Origin of the sequence: Neoakkermansia glycaniphila (genome assembly GCF_001683795.1) — a bacterium.
Lineage (GTDB): Bacteria > Verrucomicrobiota > Verrucomicrobiia > Verrucomicrobiales > Akkermansiaceae > Akkermansia > Akkermansia glycaniphila.
In genome coordinates this window covers 18,840-37,473 of record NZ_LIGX01000037.1, presented here as the reverse complement: position 1 = coordinate 37,473, position 18,634 = coordinate 18,840, and the positions used below count along the sequence as shown (strand labels likewise).

Here is an 18,634-nt window from a genome sequence, read left to right as displayed (position 1 = left end):
AAAATTGTGAAATTTCAGTTGACGCAACCGCCAAACTCTACTATAACAGCACCCGTTCGGCAGTTTTCCATCAAAAAACAGACACCGAACACTCTCTATATTGTAACTTGAATGAAAGCGATTCTGATCTTCTGCGGTCTAGTCCTTCTGGTAGCACCCATGATGGCCCCCGGGTTTTTACGGCTGAGGCCGGTCACAGCCTTTCTGGCCCGGACACTGGGTATCGGCATATTGGTTCTTTACAGCTATGTCATGCTGTATCCGACAGTACTTTTCCGGTACATCGACGATAAAACGGACTATTGCTGTCTCATCCACAGCCTTCAGGAAGATTCCTTTCTTGAAGGCCGCATTGACGATCTGACTGTCGGCAAAACATGGGAACAGCTCACCTATCTCGGCGCACCTCAAAACACCGACCATCAGGACAAAATCTGGGTCTGGGTTGAAGGGGGCAAGCCTGCGCCTCTGGCCGATCTGGTCGCCAGCGGAAAACGCGGCGTGCATATCCAATTCGACCAGCAGGGCGTCAGCTTCAATCTCGATACCTGCCATATGCAAATGAGCAAGAAGGTATCCCATCTTGTCGACACCGATACGCCCGATTCCAAGTAATCGGGCGCACCTCCCTTTTCATCCCTCCAGTTCCTGCCTGAGGAACGGAGCAGTTACGCTCTTCCTGCTGCGGGCCACCGCTTTCACGGAACCTTCCGCCACGATGGTTCCGCCTTCGCTGCCGGCTCCGGGGCCTACGTCGATCACGTAATCGGCCTCGGCGACCAGCTCGAGATTGTGCTCGATCACGACCACCGTATTACCCAGTTCGACGAGGCGTTGCAGCACATCGATCAACAGCCGGACATCCTTCGGATGCAGGCCGATCGTCGGCTCCTCGATGAGGTACAGATCCTGCGGCAGCTCACGCCCCTTCTTCACGGCCTGAATGGCTGCCCGGCGACCCTTGATCAGCTCGGAAACGAGTTTGATGCGCTGCGCCTCCCCGCCCGACAGGGTGTTCGACGCCTGCCCGAGTGTCAGGTAGCTCAACCCCGTCTCGCACAGCAGGCGGAGAGGTTCGGCCAGCCGGGGCTGGGAATCGAAAAATTCGGCGGCTTCCTCCATGCTCATATCAAGCACTTCGGCGATATTCTTTCCCTTGTACCGCACTTGCAGCGTACGTGAATTGTAGCGGCTGCCGCGGCACGTCTCGCACGGGATGGAACAGGGCGGCAGAAAATCCATCTCCTGCTTTTCCATGCCCGTACCCTTGCAGGCCTCGCAATTGCCGGACGACGTGTTGAACGAGAACCGCCCCGCATCGAATCCGAGCCGCTTGGCATCGGCGGACATGGCAAAGAGCTTGCGGATCTCGTCGAACAGGCCGACGTAAGTGGCCGGAGTCGAACGCGGCGTCTTCCCAATCGGGCTTTGATCCACCTGATACACGGCACGCACCGTATTCAGATTTTTCGTACTTTTCCACGTTGCCCGCTCTTCCTTCGTCGCCTTCTGTCCCGCTGCATCGCGTGCGGCCACGGCGAGCGTCCCCGTCACCAGAGAAGTCTTGCCTGCGCCGGACACCCCCGTCAGCACCGTCAGGCGGCCACGGGGAACGCGCAGATCCACCGATTTGAGGTTGTGCAGCGTACATCCCTTCACTTCGAGGAAGGGAACATCCTTCACCCCGCGCCATGCGCCCCGGTAGGGATGCCTGGGCTTATCGCGAAGGGCCAGACCCGTCACGGAATCTTCCATCGCCTCCAGCTCGCGGAACGTACCCTGAGCCACGACTTCGCCGCCATGCACTCCCGCGCCGGGGCCAAGGTCGATCAAATGGTCGGCACGCTTCATCGTCTCCTCATCATGCTCGACCACGAGCAGAGTATTTCCTCTCTGCTTCAATTCGTCGAGCGTGGAAAGCAGGCGGTCGTTATCGCGCGGATGCAGACCGATCGTCGGCTCGTCCAGCACATACAGCACCCCGCGCAACTCCGACCCGAGCTGGGCAGCCAGACGGATGCGCTGCGTCTCCCCGCCGGAAAGCGTCGTCGCACTGCGGTCGAGCGACAGATACCCGAGGCCTACCCGCTGCAGGAAATCGAGGCGTTGCGAAATCTCCGCCACCACATTGCGGGCAATCTCTCCGTCGCGCCCATCGAATGACCATGAGCGGACGAGATCCAGAGCCTCCACCGCGCTCAACTTGCCCACATCCGCAATTCCCTGGCCTTGCAGCATCACACCGAGAGCCCACGGACTCAGACGCAGGCCGCGGCAATCGGGGCAGGTGCGCACGGATGTGTCCTTGCCTGCCGCGCGTTCGACATCGCGGTCGAAGCGCAATTCGGCTTCCAGCTCCGAATTCGCCTTATCGCTGTCGAAACGCGCTTCGGAAATGCGCCCGTGCCCCCGGCAGGTCGGGCACCAGCCGCGCGGTGAATTGAACGAGAAGGTCGAAGGCTCCGGTTCCGGGAAACTCTCGCCGCAGCAGGGGCATGCCAGCTTCGTTCCCAGCAGCTCCTCCCTTTTGCCTGCCAGCAGGCGAACGAAACCGTCTCCCAGCTCCAGCGCATGCGCCACGGCGCGGCGCACATCGTCACCCTCGCCGAGCAACGCGGTCACAATATCCACATCATGATTGGAATAGCGGTCGAGCGGCACGAACTCGGAAGGCTTCACCAGCCTGCCGTCCGCCCGGAGATAAGGATACTTCTTGCCCTCCGCCCAGCGGGCCAGATCGGCGTAATGGCCCTTGCGGTTGCGTACCACGGGGGCGGCCAGCATCAGGCTTCCGTTCTGCGCCAGCCTCTGTTCCACCATCGCCAGCAGCTCCTCTTCGCCGCGCTTGCCTACCGGAACCTTGCAAGACGGGCAATGGGGCGTGCCGAGCTTGGCATACAGAAGGCGCATGAACTGCCAAACCTCCGTCACCGTACCCACGGTGGACTTCGTACCGCCGCGCGAACGGTTCTGCTCGATGGCAACGGTAGGCGGCAGCCCCGTCAGGCGGTCGATATCCGGCACTTCGAGCTGTTCGGTGAACTGGCGGGCATAGGGAGACATCACATCGAGGAAACGCCTCTGCCCCTCGGCGAAAACGATATCGAAAGCCAGCGTGGACTTACCGGAGCCAGACAGCCCGGTAATCACCGTCATCTCTCCGCGCGGAATATCCACATCGATATTCTTGAGCTGGTGGTGGCGCGCGCCGCGCAGGGCGATCACCCCCTCCGGCACATCCTCCTCATGATCAACCGCTTCCGGCTCCGCCGCCAGCAGATCGCCGGACTCCATCCCCAGCATGGGCCGCAGATATGCGCCCGTAAAACCTGCACCCGCTTCCGCCACCTGCTCCGGCGTACCCTGCGCCACGATGCGGCCTCCTCCCGCCCCGCCTTCGGGGCCGAGATCGATCACATGGTCGGCGCACTTGATCAGCTCCAGGTTATGCTCGATGACCAGCAGGGAATGCCCGCTCTCCACCATCCTGTAAAAAACCTGAAGCAGCACTTCCAGATCGGAGAAATGAAGCCCCGTTCCCGGTTCGTCCAGAACAAGCAGCTTGCCCTTCTTCGACTCCTGCCCGAACGTATCCACCAGAATCTTGGCCAGCTTCAGCCGCTGGTTTTCGCCGCCCGACAGCGTATTGAGCGGCTGCCCGAGGCCGAGATGGCCCAGCCCCACGCTCAGAAGAATATCCAGCTTCCGGCACACCCGCACCGCACGGGCATTCTTCACCCTGCCGAACACCTCCCGCGCACTCCGGATATCCAGAGCCAGCACCTCGGACATATTCATGCCGTTCCACTTCAGCCCGAGAGCCTCCTCCCTGTACCGCGTGCCGCCGCACAAAGCGCAGGGCACGAAAATATCGGAAAGGAACTGCATCTCCACCTTCTCCTGACCGAGGCCGGAACAGCGCGGGCAGCGGCCATCCCCGCTGTTGAAAGAAAAATAGCCCGCAGTCAGCCCGCGCGCCTTGGCGGCAGGCTCCAGAGCGAACAGCGCGCGAATCTCCTCGAACATGCCCACATAAACCGCAGGCGTGGAACGGGGAGTACGCACGATTGGGCTCTGGTCCACCAGCACCACCTCCTCCACATGCTCGAAACCCTTGACGGAAGCCACCTTCCCCGCAGCCTCCTCGGAAGCCGTGCCGAAATGGACGCAGGCATGGGCATACAGAATCTCGCGTGCCAGCGTACTCTTGCCCGAACCGCTCACGCCCGTGAGGCAGGTATAGACTCCGAGCGGAATATCCACATCCAGCCCGTGCAGATTGTGGCACTCCGCCCCCCGAATGGAAAGCTGCTTCTTCGCCTTGCGCCGCTTCTTCGGCACGGCGATGGAACGGCTTCCGGAAAGGAAATGCCCTGTGGCAGACTCCTCCAGCGACAGAATACCCTCGGGCTGCCCCGCATACACCACCCTGCCCCCGCCTGAGCCGGACGCGGGCCCCATATCCACCAGATAATCGGCGGCACGCATCACCGCCTCCTCATGCTCGACCACAACCAGCGTATTCCCGCGCTTCCGCAGCCGCTGCATGGCGGAAATCAGGCGGCTCGTATCGCGCGGATGCAGCCCCACCGTCGGCTCGTCCAGCACGAACAGCGTATCCGTCAACGCAGCGCCGAGGCAGGTCGTCAGACTCACGCGCTCGATCTCGCCGCCCGACAGCGTACGAGTCAAACGATCCGCCGTGATATAGCCGAGGCCAACCTCGTTCAGATACGCCACGCGGCTCCGCAGCTCGCGCGCCACCTGCAGCAAAGCCTTGTCCGTATCCGCAGCGGGCATGATATGCACATCGATCCAGCCCAGCAGCTCATCCATCGGCATTGCCAGCACCTCCGGCACCGTCTTTCCGCCCACGGTAAACCGCAGAGCCTCCGGCCTCAGCCTGCCGCCTCCGCAAGCCGTACACTCGCTGTAAATCCGGTAATGGCTCAGGAACACGCGAATGGGCATCTTGTGCGTATAACGCTCCATCTCGATGAAAAACCCCTTGATACCGTACCACAAATCACCTGCCGTCGCCTTCTCGATATCGTGTTCTTCGCCTTCGACCACCCACTCCTTCTCCGCCTCCGTCAGCTCGCTCCACGGCACATCCACACGCACCTTCTTCGTGCGGCGCCCGATCCTCACGAGATCTTCGCGGCACTCCTGCATGCGTTCGGACTCGAACACCTTCACCGCTCCCTGCCGGATACTCAGCTCGGGCCGCAGCCCCTTGAGATAATCGTACACGATCATGCGCCCGTACCCCTTGCACTCGGGACACGCGCCCAGCGGCGAATTCCCGGAAAACAGGCCGGGCCTCGGCTCGAGAAGCGGGAACCAGTCCCCCCGGAACGACTCAATCGCCCCCCAGCCGTCCTCCGTCCGGGGGAACACATGAACCACATCTCCGCCGAGGCGCATCGCCGTCTCCACCGCCTCCATCAACCGCTGCAAATCTCCGTTGCCCTGCAGGCGCACGCGATCCTGCACCACCAGCCATCGGCCATCGGCATCGAACTCCGGCAGCCCCGTGGCCGCTTCGTCCTCCTGCATCTCGTCCAGCCTCGACACACCGTCCTTCGTTCGCAGGCGCACATACCCCTGCCCCATCAACGCCTGCCGCATCTCGTCGAACGTCCCAACCACCGGCACGGAAAAACAGACCAAAACATCCGCCTCGCTCCCGTACTCCTCCGCCAGCCGGGTCGCCACGGAAAGAGGAGTCTCCGGGCGCACCAGCCGCCCGTTCTCGTCATGCCCCACGGCAATCCGGGAAAAAATCAGCTTCCAATACTCGTTCATCGCCGTCATCGTACCGACCGTCGAACGGGAATTTTTGACGGAATTGCGCTGTTCCAGCGCAATCGCCGGAAGAATATTCTCCACGGCATCCACATCCGGCCTGTCCATACGATCCATGAACTGCCGCACATACGGCGAAAACGTCTCCATATAACGCCGCTGCCCCTCGGCATACAGCGTATGCATCGCCAGACTCGTCTTGCCGGAGCCGGAAGGCCCCGTCACCACCGTAATCCCGCCGAGCGGCAACTCGACATCGACATTCTGCAAATTATGCACCCGCGCTCCGCGAATGCGAATATGGCGTTCGTTCTCCATCATCGTTTCGAGAATTATTCTTAAATAAAAAGGTGGAAAAGTGAAGTCGAACGCGCGGCAGCATCGATATTTTCGCGGCACGCACATACGCCGCGTCCGGACCGGCATTCAGACTCCCCGCACCTCCGGGACAGCCGCTATTATCCGAAATTTGGCTTCACAAAACGTTATCCCTCGTGTAAAATCCATCCCATGAAAAGCTTGAGCCTGCTGATGAGCGCAGCTGCATTGGGTATCTGCGCCCTCGTATCCTGTGAAAGCCGCCCCTACCCCGTGGGATTCCACCTTGAGGCTGACGGCGGCGAAGGCGGCTCCAACTTCGTCGTCAAACACAAGGGACGGTTCTACGACAGGTCGCCGTTCCTTTCGCTCGTCCATTTCCAGAAATTCGCCTCCTTCCTGAATCCCGACGGTTCCTACTGCGTCGTACTTGAAGCCAAGCCTGAAATGCAAATGCGGCTCAATACCATGACGCAAGCCAGCATCGGCAAGCATATTCTACCCACCGTCGCCGGGCTGAGCTTTGAACCTCTTGTCATCAAGGAACCCAATACGGACGGCAAGCTCGTCATCTGGAACGGGCTGAACGGCTACGACCTCTACATGATCAGCAAGCACGTCGAACCCGCCCAGCCCGAGATCGAGGAAAAACGCTACCTGAAGGAAGACCCGCGCCCGCCGCGCCCCAAACCTCAGGCGCAGCCCGCCAAGCCCTCCTCCCCGCTGACGAGACCGGATATCGAAGAAATCGAATCGCCCCAGGGATAACTCCTTCCGCCATGAACGGACTGCTCCGCCTGCTACTGGGTGCCGCCTGCATCCTCCCAGCCTTTTCCCAGACCGTCTTCCGCCTGCCGACGGAAAACGACGCCCTCTTCCGCAACGATCCGGAAGGATTCTTCATGTATGTGGACCGCAACTTCGAAGGCGTCAAATCCAAACCCTGGCAGGGAGGCTCCTACGGCTTCACCCGCACCATCGTCCGCACGCCTGCCGGAGGCCCCGTCGCCACCCACTTCCATGAAGGCATCGACATCAAACCCGTGAAGAGGGATGCGCAGGGCGAACCGCTGGACATCGTCCGCCCCGTCGCAGCGGGCACCGTCGTCCATGCTTCAAGCAATCCGCGAGACAGCAACTACGGCCGCTACGTCGTCATCGAACACCGCCTTCCCGAAGGCAGCATCTACAGCCTGTACGCCCACCTTGCCGACGTCACCTGCAAGGCGGGCGATGCCGTCGGCACGGGGAACACCATCGGCATACTCGGCCACAGCGGCGTGGGGCTCAACCGCGAACGCTCCCACCTCCACCTAGAGTTCGCCCTGCTCCTCAACAGCAACTTCCAGAACTATTACGACAGCCTCAAACTTGCCACGCCGAACAAACACGGCAGGTACAACGGCATGAACCTCGCAGGCTTCGACCCCGTACCCGTCCTTCAAGCCTGCCGCAACGGCCAGCCGCTCGACCTCAAAAAACTCTTCGCATCCATGGAAGAACAGTACCGCGTCCGCATCCCGTGGACCGGCACGCCCGACCTCCTCAAACGCTACCCCTTCCTGTGGCACAACCCGAACGGCGTCCGCACCCCTGCTTCCATCGACATCTCCTTCACCGGCGGCGGCGTACCCATCCGCGTCGAACCCCGGCCGGAAACCGTCGACAAACCTTCCGTCGTCAAAGCTCTCTCCCACCCATTCTCCCAGCTCTACCGCACCGTCAACCGCGTCCAGGGTTCCAGCAAAGAGCCTGTCCTCACGGCCTCCGGGCAACGCTACATCCGGCTGCTGACGCAACAATAAGCACTATTTTTCTTCCCCCTCCATGCTCCGCTTCACCACGCTCGCCCTTCCGGCCTTCTGTTCGCTGATCCCTTTACTCCCGGCAGCCGAAACTCCGCCAGCCCCTGCCCCGGCTCAGGCTGCCCCGGCTCCGGAGGATGCCGCAGCCACACAGGAAGAACTGAAAAAGAACCGCTCCTACCAGTCGGGCCTCGCATCCTTGCAGAAAAACCTCGCCTCCCAGGCCGTCATCCACTTCGACAAAGCGCTCAAAACAAAAGACCTGAGCGATGCGGCACGCGAACAAATCATCCTGCGCCTTGCGGAAGCATACGTCCGCAACGACAAAGCGGCCGAAGCCATCGCCCTGTATGCCGCTCTGCCTGACGGCAAATCCCCTGCGTACTGGTCGGGGCTCGCCTTCGCCAAGGCCGGACGCTATGTTGAGGCCGAGCCTCTTCTGGCTTCCATCCCGGCGGAAGACCCTCTTTACGGAGCCGCCTTGCAGGCTCTTGCCTACGTCTCGCGGCAGGCCGGAGATCAGGACGTCCTCGCCGACACGTTGCAACGCATGATCGCGCTGGATGACAAAGAACTCAAAACCAAGGCTCAGCTTGCCCTCGCCGAGCAAAAGCTGGACAACGGCGACCTCAAGGATGTCCAGCCCCTGCTCGATGCCGTCCTGAAAGCCGAAGAAACCGACAAACTGGCCGCCAGCCTGCGCCCCGTCGCCACCCTGCTGGACATCCGCAAGGAAACCGCCCTCAAAAACTACGACCGTGCCGAAAAACTCTGCAACGAGCTCATCGACACCAAAGGCAACACCGACTTCATCAAGGACAGCGCCAAACTCGAAAAAGCCTGCATCCGCATCAGCCGGGCGAAAAACCAGCCTGCCCCATCGGCCGCAGCAGACGATGCCGACATCAGCGACAACAACGGAGCCGGGGAACAAACCATCCGCCAGTTCATCGACTCCACCCCCAACTCCACCCTCCTGCCGGAAGCCTTCGCCATCCTCAAGGCCAACGACGCCTTCGCTCTCGATCCCACCATGATGGCCAAACTGCACGAATGGGAAAAAAGCAAGAACGCCAACCTCGGCCCCATAGCCCGCCTCCATCTGGCAGAACAGAACTATCTCCGCAACAACAGGGAGGATGCCCTTGCCCTCGTTCGGAAAGGCATCGAGGCCGCGCCGCGCCACGCAGCCACGCAAAACCTCCTGCTCATGGGAGTCCAGTGGCTGATCTACGACGGCAAGGTGGACGAAGCCAAAAAACTCATGGACAAATCGTCCATGAACACCGCACGCGCCCTCTTCCAGCGCGGATACATCGCCTACCGGGAAGGCCGGTATGCCGAAGCCGAAGCCGCATTCTCCGAAGCGCGGAGCCTCGCCAACGACAGCCAGATGGCTGCCACCACCATGAACACCGCCCTCGCGGCGCTGATGGACGGACACACGACCCAGGCGGACGCCCTCGCCAAAGCCGAAAAAAACGATCCCGAACTCTATGCCCGGCTGCAATACCAGCGCGCCCACTTCCTCTCCCACTACAAACAGGAAGATGCCCGCAAGGCACTCGAAAGCTTCATCAAAACCTACGACACTCAGCCCGCGCCATCCGGCACGAACGGAAGTGCAACACCTGAAGTCAAACCGCCGTCGCCCTCCATACGGCATGATGTCGCCCGCGCACACATGGACCTCGTCCAGCAGCTTCGCTCCTCCAGCCCCCGCCGCGCCCGCACCTACATGGAACGGCTGGACGGCATGGACACCTCGGACTGGGATAAAAACCTCATCCGCCGCCGCGCCCTGCTCCGCATTGCGCTGGAAGAAGCCCAGACCCAGTACCCCGAAGCCATCGCCGCCACCCGCAAAGCCCTGCAGGAAATCAACGATCCCGAAGCGGCGGCGGCGCTGCACCTGAAACTCGGAGACCTCCTCTACCGCAGCGAACGCTACGGCGACGCCCTCCAATCCCTCACCACCTTCATGGAAAGCTACCCGGAATCGCCCCTGCGCGATGCCGCCACCTTCCTCGCCGGCAAAGCCGCCGCCAAGGTCAACACCTCCTCCAGCCTCGCCGCCGCCGCCGACCTCTTCCGCGAATGCGTCGCTCGGCGCGGAAACTACGCACCCGCCGCCGCCATCGAACGCGCCTCCATCTTCAAACGCATGGGCAAAATTCAGGAAGCCCTCAACGAACTCAGCGACGAATTCATCGCCACCCTCAAACCGGGTGACAAAGCCCTCGCCCTCTCCACCAAGGCGGACGCATGGCAAACTCTCGCCGAAAAAGACCCGGCAGCTCTCACCAAGGCACGCGACCTCTGCACGCAACTCCTCGAATTGACCGACCTCCCACTCGCCTGGACCTTCCGGGGACTCGCACAACGCGCCCAGTATGCCGAAAAAGCCGGAGACACCGAATCCGCCCTTGCCGACTACCAGCAAATCATGGCGCACGACCCCTCCGCCCTCGAAAGCGCCCCGCGCCAGCACTGGTACTGGTACTACCTCTCCGGATTCTCCTCCATCCACCTCCTTGAGCAGCAGGGCAACCATATCGCCGCACTCGCCATCGCCAATGCCCTGGCCAACACCAGCGGCCCCCGCGCGCAGGATGCGGCCAACCTCGCCCGCCGCATCCGGCTTGAAAACTTCATCTGGGACGACTCTCGCACCCTCTTGAAAGAACGCCCCGCCACTGAGGAGAAGCAGCCTGCCGCCAACCCGGAAACAAACGGGGAAACTCCCATTGCCGAACCCGTTCCAGACGGACAGCCGTAAAACCCGCATTTTCGCCTTGCACAGCCATACCCCTTGTGGCACATTTCTTCCGCACAACATCCATCATCATGCCGAACAACAACATGAAAACCATCGAGGGCGGAGTCACCGCACCGCAGGGATTCGTCGCCAACGCCCTGAGCTGCGGCATCAAAAAACCGACTGCCACCCGCCTCGACCTCGCCCTTCTCTACTCCACCCTTCCGACCACCTCCGCCGGAACATTCACCACCAACAAAGTACGCGCCGCCTGCGTCCGCGTCAGCCAGTCCCACATCCGCCGCAACGACATCCGCGCCATCATCGCCAACAGCGGCAATGCCAACGCCTGCACCGGTGTTGAGGGCATCAATGTAGCCCGCCGCGAATGCCGCATCGTCGCCAAGGAACTCGGCATCAGGCAGGGTGAAATCGCCGTATGCTCCACGGGCGTCATCGGCCTGCCCATGCCCATGCAGCGCATCGAACCCCGCCTCCCCGAACTCGCAGCCGGACTCGCCCCCGACAAAGGCCACGACGTCGCCTCCGCCATCATCACCTCCGACACGCGCGAAAAGGAAATTGCCGTTGAAATCACCCTTCAGGGCAAACCCGTCCGCCTCGGCGCATGCTGCAAAGGCGCCGGCATGATCTGCCCGAACATGGCCACCATGTTCTGCTTCCTCACCACCGATGCCGCCGTCGCCCGCCCCGATCTCGAAAAACTCACCTGCGACGCCGTTGAAACCTCCTTCAACCGCATCACTATCGACGGCGACATGAGCACCAACGACACCGTCCTCGTCATGGCCAACGGAGCATCCGGTGTCACCGTCCGCCCCGGCACGCCGGACTGGAAAACCTTCAGCGACGCCGTCCACCACGTCATGCTCGAAATGGCCCTCCACATCGTACAGGATGGTGAACGCGTCACCAAATTCGTCACCGTCGAAGTCGAAGGAGCCCGCACCTTCGCCGATGCCCGCAAAGTCGCCGAAGCCGTCGCCAAATCCTCGCTTGTCAAAAGCTCATGGAACGGCAACGACCCGAACTGGGGCCGCATCGTCCATGCCGTCGGCTATTCGCGCGCCAATGTCCGGGAAGAACTCATCGACGTCGACATCGCCGGACTCCCCGCCTGCCGCGGCGGCCTTCAAACGGACACCCCGTCCGACAACCTCCGGGAAGCCGTGCTGGCCCAAGCCTTCACCGTTCGCATCGACCTCAACATGGGCGACGCCGGATACACCGTCTACACCACCGACCTCTCCCCGGAATACGTCGACTTCAACCGCTCCGAATACGCCTACTGGAACCAGGCCAAACGCGACGGCCTCACCAAATAGGCGGACACACCACCCCCCCTCACCGAAACGCCGGAAGTCTCCCCAGACCTCCGGCGTTTTTACGTATGCACTCGCACTGCCGACTCTCATTGATGCGCTATGACCTCTTCCTTGCTTGCACAAACCCGAAAGTTGGCATATCATTTCAACGTGAAATATTTGTCATGTCTTGCGGCTTATTTGGTGAGTGCTTTTGTTCTCGTGGCGGCTGAGGTCAAGGTAGCGGCTTTGCACCCTTTGCTCGGCGATATGGCGAGAAAAATCGGCGGCGAACAGGTCGAAGTAGTCGATCTGCTGAAACCGGCGGGAAATCTTCACGCATTCGAACCGACGACCCGCGAGATGGCGGCGGCTTCCGGCGCCCGGCTGGTACTGGCCTCCGGCAAGCAGCTTGAGCCCTACCTCGGCCGACTGAAGGATTCCCTGCCCGCAACGACTCGCATTCTCGATCTCGGCGCCTCCGTGCCGGATGTGCCCGTGCAGGACGGCGGATCGCATGCCGAGCACGAACACGACGACGATTGCTGCAACCACGGTCCCAACGATCCCCACTGGTGGCACACACCCGGCAATATGAAACGCGCCGCACGCTCCCTAGCGGCCGAGTTGTCGAAGCTTGATCCCGAACACGCCGCCTCCTACAAGGAGAACCTCAAACAATGGAACCGCGAGATGGACGAGCTGAACGCATGGGCGCGCAGTACCGTCACTGCGATTCCCGCCGAAAACCGGGTTCTCGTCACGGGACACGCCGCGATGGGCCATTTCTGCAAGGAGTACGGTTTCCGCATGATTCCCATTCAGGGCATTTCACGCGAAGACGAAGGCAATACGGCGCGCCTTGCCTCCATTCTCGCCCGGTTGAGGGAGCAGAAGATACCGGCCATTTTCACCGAGGTGAACGCCAGCCCGAAGATGCTTGATACCATCGCCCGGCAGCTCGGCGTGCCGACAGCTCCCCTGATTACGGACGGCCTGTCAGCTGACCGTCACGATTTTCCCACCATGTTCCGGTACAACGTGGAAACGATGCAAAAACTCCTTCAAAACAAGAAATAACCGCTTGTTTCTCCATTCTGTCCTCCTGCATTCCCTCGCTCTGCCATGCACTCGTCCCCAAGGTTCCATTTTCTGCTGGCATTGATCGGCATGGTGCTGCTGGGCCTGCCGCTGTGGAACATGCTGCACCCGTCCGCCCCCGCCCAGCCGGCAAACACCCCGGCATCGCATGTCGAGCAGGAAACGGCGCCCGCCGTCCTGACCGTCCGCTTTACGGGAAAACCGGCTACGCTCCGCATTACCGACCGGAGCAGGACGATAGCCGTTCTGCCGCCCGGAGAATCCTCCCCCTGGGAAACGGATGTCGATCTCCCACAGGATCGACACACTGTCGAATGGACAGTGGAAGCAGAATGGCCCGGCCAGGCAGATCCGAACGCCAACGAAGCCGTCACTCTGGAGCTGGAACCGCCCGCCGCCGAAACCCGTGCCGCCACGCGCTGGACGACAGGGAGCAAACTTCACGATACTTTTTCCTTCACATGGTAGCACACGACCATATTTGCTGGGGAGGCGGCCATGAACACGCCGATGCCCACAGGCTCAGCGTCGAAGGCGTGACGGCCCGCTACGGGCAGGTCGTCGCTCTGGACGACATCACGTTCAGCACGGTCTGCGGCCACACGCTCGCCCTCGTCGGCCCGAACGGAGCAGGCAAATCCACCCTGCTCCGCCTGATGGCCGGGTTGATGCCGCTCACTCGAGGAAGCATCACGTGGAACGGGCAGCCGCTGCAATCCTGCCCGCATGAAATCGCCTACCTGCCCCAGCGCTCCGATGTGGACTGGAGCTTCCCCCTCACCGTACGGGATCTGGTGGAGATGGGCCGCTACCCTTCCATCGGCATTTGGGGCAAATTCAGCAGGCACGACCGCGAGATCGTGGACAAGGCCATCGACTCCCTGAATCTGAACGAACTCCGCAACCGGCAGATCGGCGCTCTCTCCGGCGGCCAGCAGCAGCGCGCCTTCCTCGCCCGCGCCATCGCACAGGAAGCCCATCTCCTGCTTCTCGACGAACCTTTCACCGGGCTCGACCTGCCAAGCACCGAGACCCTCGGCGGCCTGCTGCGATCCCTCGCAGCGGAAGGCCGCCTCATCATCGCATCCCATCACGATTTGAACTCCGCTCCGCTCATTTTCGACCAGACTCTCCTGTTGAACAGGCAGGTCATTGCCTTCGAAGACACCCGGCAGGTGCTCACTCCCGCCCATATCTCCCGCGCCTTCCACAAGGAGGATTCCACGCCATGAACGATTTCCTCCAATTCCTGAACGAACCCATCGCCCAGCGCTCCGTCTGGGCCTGCGCCACCATCGGCTTCGCCAACGGATTCGTCAGCGCGCTCGTCGTGCTGAAGCGCTCCTCCCTGCAAATCGGCACCCTCTCCTGCGCCCTGCTGCCGGGCATCGCCTTGGCTATTCTGCTCTTCGGTTTCATGCAAATGAGCATCCTGATCGGCGCCGTCATGGCGGCCATGCTCATCGGCCTCGGTTCCCTGTTCGTCTCCCGCACCTCCCGGCTGGATCACGATACTGCGCTCTCCATCCTCCATACGACGGCCTTCGCCGCAGGCTACATCATTCTCGTGCGACTCGGCCTCCAGCAGAAAATCGACGACTGGCTCTTCGGCAGCATCATGAGCATGTCGGATACGGACCTCATCACGGCCTACGTCATCAGCGCGGTGGCCGTCCTCTCCATCACGGCATTGAAGCGTCCCCTGCTCATCTACCTTTTCGACTCCCAGGTAGCTTCCACCCTCGGCATCCCGTCACGGCTGTTCAGCTATGGCATCTTCGCCCTGATCATCCTCGTCCTTGTTTCTTCGCTGCAAGCTGTCGGCGCCTTCCTCACGCTCGGACTTCTCGTCGCTCCGGCAGCCACCGTGTATCTGCTGACGGACAAGGCTTCATGGCTTTTCTGGGGCGGAGGGCTCATCGGCGGCCTCGGTTCCCTTCTGGCCTTCTGCATCTCCTTCCCCCTCGGCTGGCATCTCGGAGCCACGATCATCCTCGTACTCGGAGCCTGCTTTATCCTTGCCTACATCTTTTCGCCGAAATACGGCCTTCTGAAACGCCTGATCCACTGAACAACCATGTCTCTCCCTGCTTTCATTCTCTCCCTGCTCCTGTTCTTCGCCTGCAGCCTTGCCGAAGCTGTCGTCCCCCAGCCGGCCAAAATGGAGGTCTCCTCCGCGCCCCCGCTCCATTTTCCGCTGTCCATGCAAGCCTCCGGCGATGAAGAGGGCATGAGGGAACTCCGGACCGCATCCGCCATGGGCTTCTGCCCGCCTCTGGACAAGGGAGCCCCCTGCATCTCCCTGCTGTACTATAACCCGTGGGTGTACAAAGGCACATCGGGCGACCTGCCGGAAGGAGGCTACAGGCTCCTCGTCTTTGCAGACAACAACGGCATGCCACGCATCCAGCTGCGTGCCAGCTCGCCGAGCGGTTTCTTCTACGGCATCCAGACGCTGACCGCCCTGCTTGAAGAATACAAGACGGACAAGGGCTACCTCATTCCCCCTCTGTTTATCGACGATGCGCCGAAATACGCATGGCGAGGACTCCATCTCGACGTCTCCCGCCATTTCTTCCCGAAGGAGGATGTCGAGGAACTGATCGATGCGATGGCTCTCGCCAAACTCAACAACCTGCATCTCCACTTGACGGACGGCCCCGGCTGGCGGCTGGAAATCAAGAAATATCCCCGCCTGACGGACATCTCCGCATGGCGCAGGGATGCCCGCAAGGAAGAATGGAACTGGCGCAACACCTTGCTGGGGCCAGACCAACAGGAAGGAGAAGTCTATGGAGGTTTTTATACGCAGGATGATCTCCGGCAACTCATTGCGTATGCAGCCCTGCGCCATATTCGCATCGTTCCGGAAATTGACCTTCCGGGGCATTCCTACGCGGCCCTGTTCGCATACCCGGCCCTCGGCTGCTCGGATTTCGACCCGCAGGACAACGGACTTCGCGGCCACGACAATCTCTGCATGGGCAATGCCGAATCCCTCACCTTCGTCAAAGACATCCTGACCGAACTGATGGATATTTTCCCTCCCGGCACGCCGATCCATATCGGCGGTGACGAGGTCATGCCCGGGTGCGGGCAGAACTGCGGCCTCTGCCGGGCGCGCATGAGCGCCCTCGGCATCTCGACCACGCCGGAGTTGCAGGCAGGGTTCATGAAAGACATCGTCCTGTTCCTGAAAGACAACGGGCGGGAATCCATCGCATGGGACGAAGCCTTCGAGGCCGGCCTCAAAGGCCCCATCATGATGCTCTGGAGAGAGGAACAAAAAGGCGTGCAGGCATCGCAGGGCGGAACGCCCGTCATCCTCACCCCGTCATCCCACTTCTATTTCGACTACTATCAAGGCGATCCGGCCAAAGAACCGAAGGCCATCGGAGGCCACATCACGCTTGAACGCGTCTTCGATTATACGCCGTTGCCGGACATCGCGAACATACTCGGCATACAGGGCAACCTCTGGACGGAATACATCCAGAATAAACGCCAACTCGAATACATGGCATGGCCCCGCGGCTTCGCTCTCGCGGAAAAGGCATGGGGAAGCCCTTCGACCTCGTTCTCCGATTTCCGGCAACGCCTCGCCCCTTACTTGAAACTTTTCGATAAACGCAACATCAATTACAGAACCCTTGACCCAAACCATGACGACCATGCACAACCAGTTCAACCGTAACGTACCGTTCAGCCTTCTTCTGGCAAGCCTCGCCGCTGTTGCCTCCCTTCCTGCTGCATGGGCGGCAGCGCCGGAACCCGCTGTCGTCGCGACGCCCCCCTCGGACGGCAGCCGCGGCCTCATCCGCATCGGCCCGAAAGAAATCCGCCATTACTCGGGCGACCGTGGCAACGGCCCTCTGAACATGCTCGTCAGCCGCGACAACGGCCAAACATGGCAGAAAACGAAAACGCCGCAAGCCTATCCTCCCAATTTCGGCGGCATTCCCATTGAATCCCCGGCCATCACATGGCTTCCGAAACAGAAAATGTTCATCCGGGTCCAGCCGATCAACGGCTTTGTCTTCATGTCCAAAAAAATTGATGGCCCTTGGTCCGCCGTCACCAAAGACGGAAAACTCGAACCCAAATGGGAGGACAAGGAAAAGCAGAAAAACTTCGTCAAGCTCGGCGGCATCATGCGCAATCCTCTTGCCGTAGACAAAGGGCGCCGCATCATCATCCCTGCACACGACAAGAGCAAAGGCACATGGTTTCACATCTCGGACGACGGAGGCCTGACATGGCGCACGTCCAAAGGACGCATCACCGTCGGCAAATACACGCCTTCCTCACGCGACAAGGGTGCACGCTGGCATAACGGAGGCGTAGAAGCCACTGTCGTTGAACTCAAGGATGGCAGGCTCTGGGCTCTCGTCCGCACAGCCCATGACCAGCACTGGCAATCATACTCCAAAGACAAGGGAGAAACATGGTCCGATCCCGAACCTTCCCGCTTCTTCGGCACCCTCACCATGATTACTGTCGGCAGGCTCGAAAACGGCAAACTGTACGCCACATGGACAAACACCGCAGCCCTGCCCGAAGTCAACCACGGACGCAACGACGCTTGGGAAGATGTCTTCACCAACCGCGACTCCCATCACATCGCCCTGTCGGACGACGACGGCAAAACATGGTACGGATTCCGTGAAATCTACCTGAATTCCCACCGTAACGATGCCAACTACGGCGACATGCCGGGCACGGACCGCGGCAGCCATCAGAGCGAAGTCGTCGATCTCGGCAAAGGAAAAATCCTCGTCAGCCTCGGCCAGCACCCCGAACACCGCCGCATGGTCATCGTCGATGAAAACTGGATCTCGGAAAACACCCGAAACAGCAACATCACCAAAACGGGACTGGACGAATGGACAGCCCACACGTACCTCCCCGTCATCAAAAAACACTGCGCCTACAACCGCAAACCCTCCGCCACCGTCGAACGCCATCCCGACAAGGGCGGAGCCAAGGTCATCTCCCTCCGCTTCATGGATGACGACACCCTCGTCAATCAGCAGACCGGAGCAGACTACCGCGCGGGCGGAGCCACATGGAACATCCCCAACCTCGGTTTCGCAGGCCGGGCCGCTACCCGCATCCGTTTCCCGAAAGACAGCGGAGGAGTCCACCTTTCCCTGTGCGACCGCCTGTTCAACGCATGCGACACCACGACGCCGGAACAGGCGCTCTTCACCGTCAAACTGGCCCCGGGCGATAAAATCGGCAATATCACCCTGAAACCCGACACATGGTACACGGTCGAATTCAACTGGAACATCGACAACGAAACAAAAAGTGCGAAAAAACAGGGTACCTGCACACTCAGTATCGATGGAGCAAAAGCCGAAACGTTGAAGCAACTGAACCCTTCGCCCAACGGAATCAGCTACATCCACTACATCTCGGCGGCCCCCGCACCGGATAGCGGCGTACTCATCGAAGGAGTCGGCTGCAAACCTGCCGGAGCAGACTCCAAACAATAGCCATCCCCGCCGCCCCCAGCC

Annotated in this window: 12 protein-coding genes; 11 read left to right on the top strand and 1 reads right to left on the bottom strand. The window is 60.9% G+C overall.

Annotated features, from left to right (window positions below; translation table 11 throughout):
* Positions 1-252 precede the first annotated feature (252 nt).
* Positions 253-615 carry a hypothetical protein gene (locus AC781_RS10310; RefSeq protein WP_067777486.1) on the top strand — a complete coding sequence of 121 codons (363 nt, stop codon included), beginning with the start codon at positions 253-255 and terminating at the stop codon, positions 613-615.
* An 18-nt stretch (positions 616-633) separates the two neighbouring features.
* Here the strand turns inward: AC781_RS10310 and uvrA are convergent, their stop codons facing one another.
* Entirely contained in the window at positions 634-6,126 is a 5,493-nt protein-coding gene (gene uvrA, locus AC781_RS10305) for an excinuclease ABC subunit UvrA (protein ID WP_067777528.1), read from the bottom strand.
* Positions 6,127-6,318: 192 nt separating this feature from the next.
* Here uvrA and AC781_RS10300 point away from each other — a divergent pair, with 192 nt between their 5' ends.
* The 10 genes from AC781_RS10300 (at position 6,319) to AC781_RS10255 (ending at position 18,613) form a co-directional block, all read left to right on the top strand.
* Complete coding sequence (locus AC781_RS10300; protein WP_067777485.1) at positions 6,319-6,894, top strand: hypothetical protein; 576 nt, start codon at positions 6,319-6,321, stop codon at positions 6,892-6,894.
* A gap of 11 nt (positions 6,895-6,905) precedes the next feature.
* Positions 6,906-7,931 carry a murein hydrolase activator EnvC family protein gene (locus AC781_RS10295; RefSeq protein WP_067777484.1) on the top strand — a complete coding sequence of 342 codons (1,026 nt, stop codon included), beginning with the start codon at positions 6,906-6,908 and terminating at the stop codon, positions 7,929-7,931.
* A gap of 22 nt (positions 7,932-7,953) precedes the next feature.
* The gene (locus tag AC781_RS10290) at positions 7,954-10,710 is read left to right on the top strand and encodes a tetratricopeptide repeat protein (RefSeq protein WP_067777483.1); all 2,757 of its coding nucleotides are present in this window, start codon (positions 7,954-7,956) and stop codon (positions 10,708-10,710) included.
* A gap of 83 nt (positions 10,711-10,793) precedes the next feature.
* Positions 10,794-12,035, top strand: coding sequence for a bifunctional glutamate N-acetyltransferase/amino-acid acetyltransferase ArgJ (gene argJ, locus AC781_RS10285; RefSeq protein ID WP_245741040.1), 1,242 nt, complete (start codon positions 10,794-10,796; stop codon positions 12,033-12,035).
* 183 nt (positions 12,036-12,218) lie between these two features.
* On the top strand, positions 12,219-13,094 hold the full coding sequence (locus tag AC781_RS10280; protein WP_172801831.1) for a metal ABC transporter substrate-binding protein: 876 nt from the start codon (positions 12,219-12,221) through the stop codon (positions 13,092-13,094).
* Positions 13,095-13,139: 45 nt separating this feature from the next.
* Positions 13,140-13,583, top strand: a complete 444-nt coding sequence (locus AC781_RS10275) for a hypothetical protein (protein WP_141675879.1) — start codon at positions 13,140-13,142, stop codon at positions 13,581-13,583.
* Positions 13,577-14,347 (top strand): metal ABC transporter ATP-binding protein, encoded by a 771-nt coding sequence (locus AC781_RS10270; protein WP_067777479.1) that lies wholly within the window; start codon positions 13,577-13,579, stop codon positions 14,345-14,347. The genes AC781_RS10275 and AC781_RS10270 overlap by 7 nt, the downstream gene beginning before the upstream one ends.
* A complete protein-coding gene (locus AC781_RS10265) occupies positions 14,344-15,186 on the top strand; it encodes a metal ABC transporter permease (RefSeq protein ID WP_067777478.1) in 843 nt (280 codons plus the stop codon). The genes AC781_RS10270 and AC781_RS10265 overlap by 4 nt, the downstream gene beginning before the upstream one ends.
* Positions 15,187-15,192: 6 nt before the next feature.
* Positions 15,193-16,809 (top strand): beta-N-acetylhexosaminidase, encoded by a 1,617-nt coding sequence (locus AC781_RS10260; protein ID WP_067777476.1) that lies wholly within the window; start codon positions 15,193-15,195, stop codon positions 16,807-16,809.
* A complete protein-coding gene (locus AC781_RS10255) occupies positions 16,778-18,613 on the top strand; it encodes a sialidase family protein (protein ID WP_141675878.1) in 1,836 nt (611 codons plus the stop codon). Before AC781_RS10260 ends, AC781_RS10255 begins: the two co-directional genes overlap by 32 nt.
* The last annotated feature ends 21 nt before the right edge of the window (positions 18,614-18,634 follow it).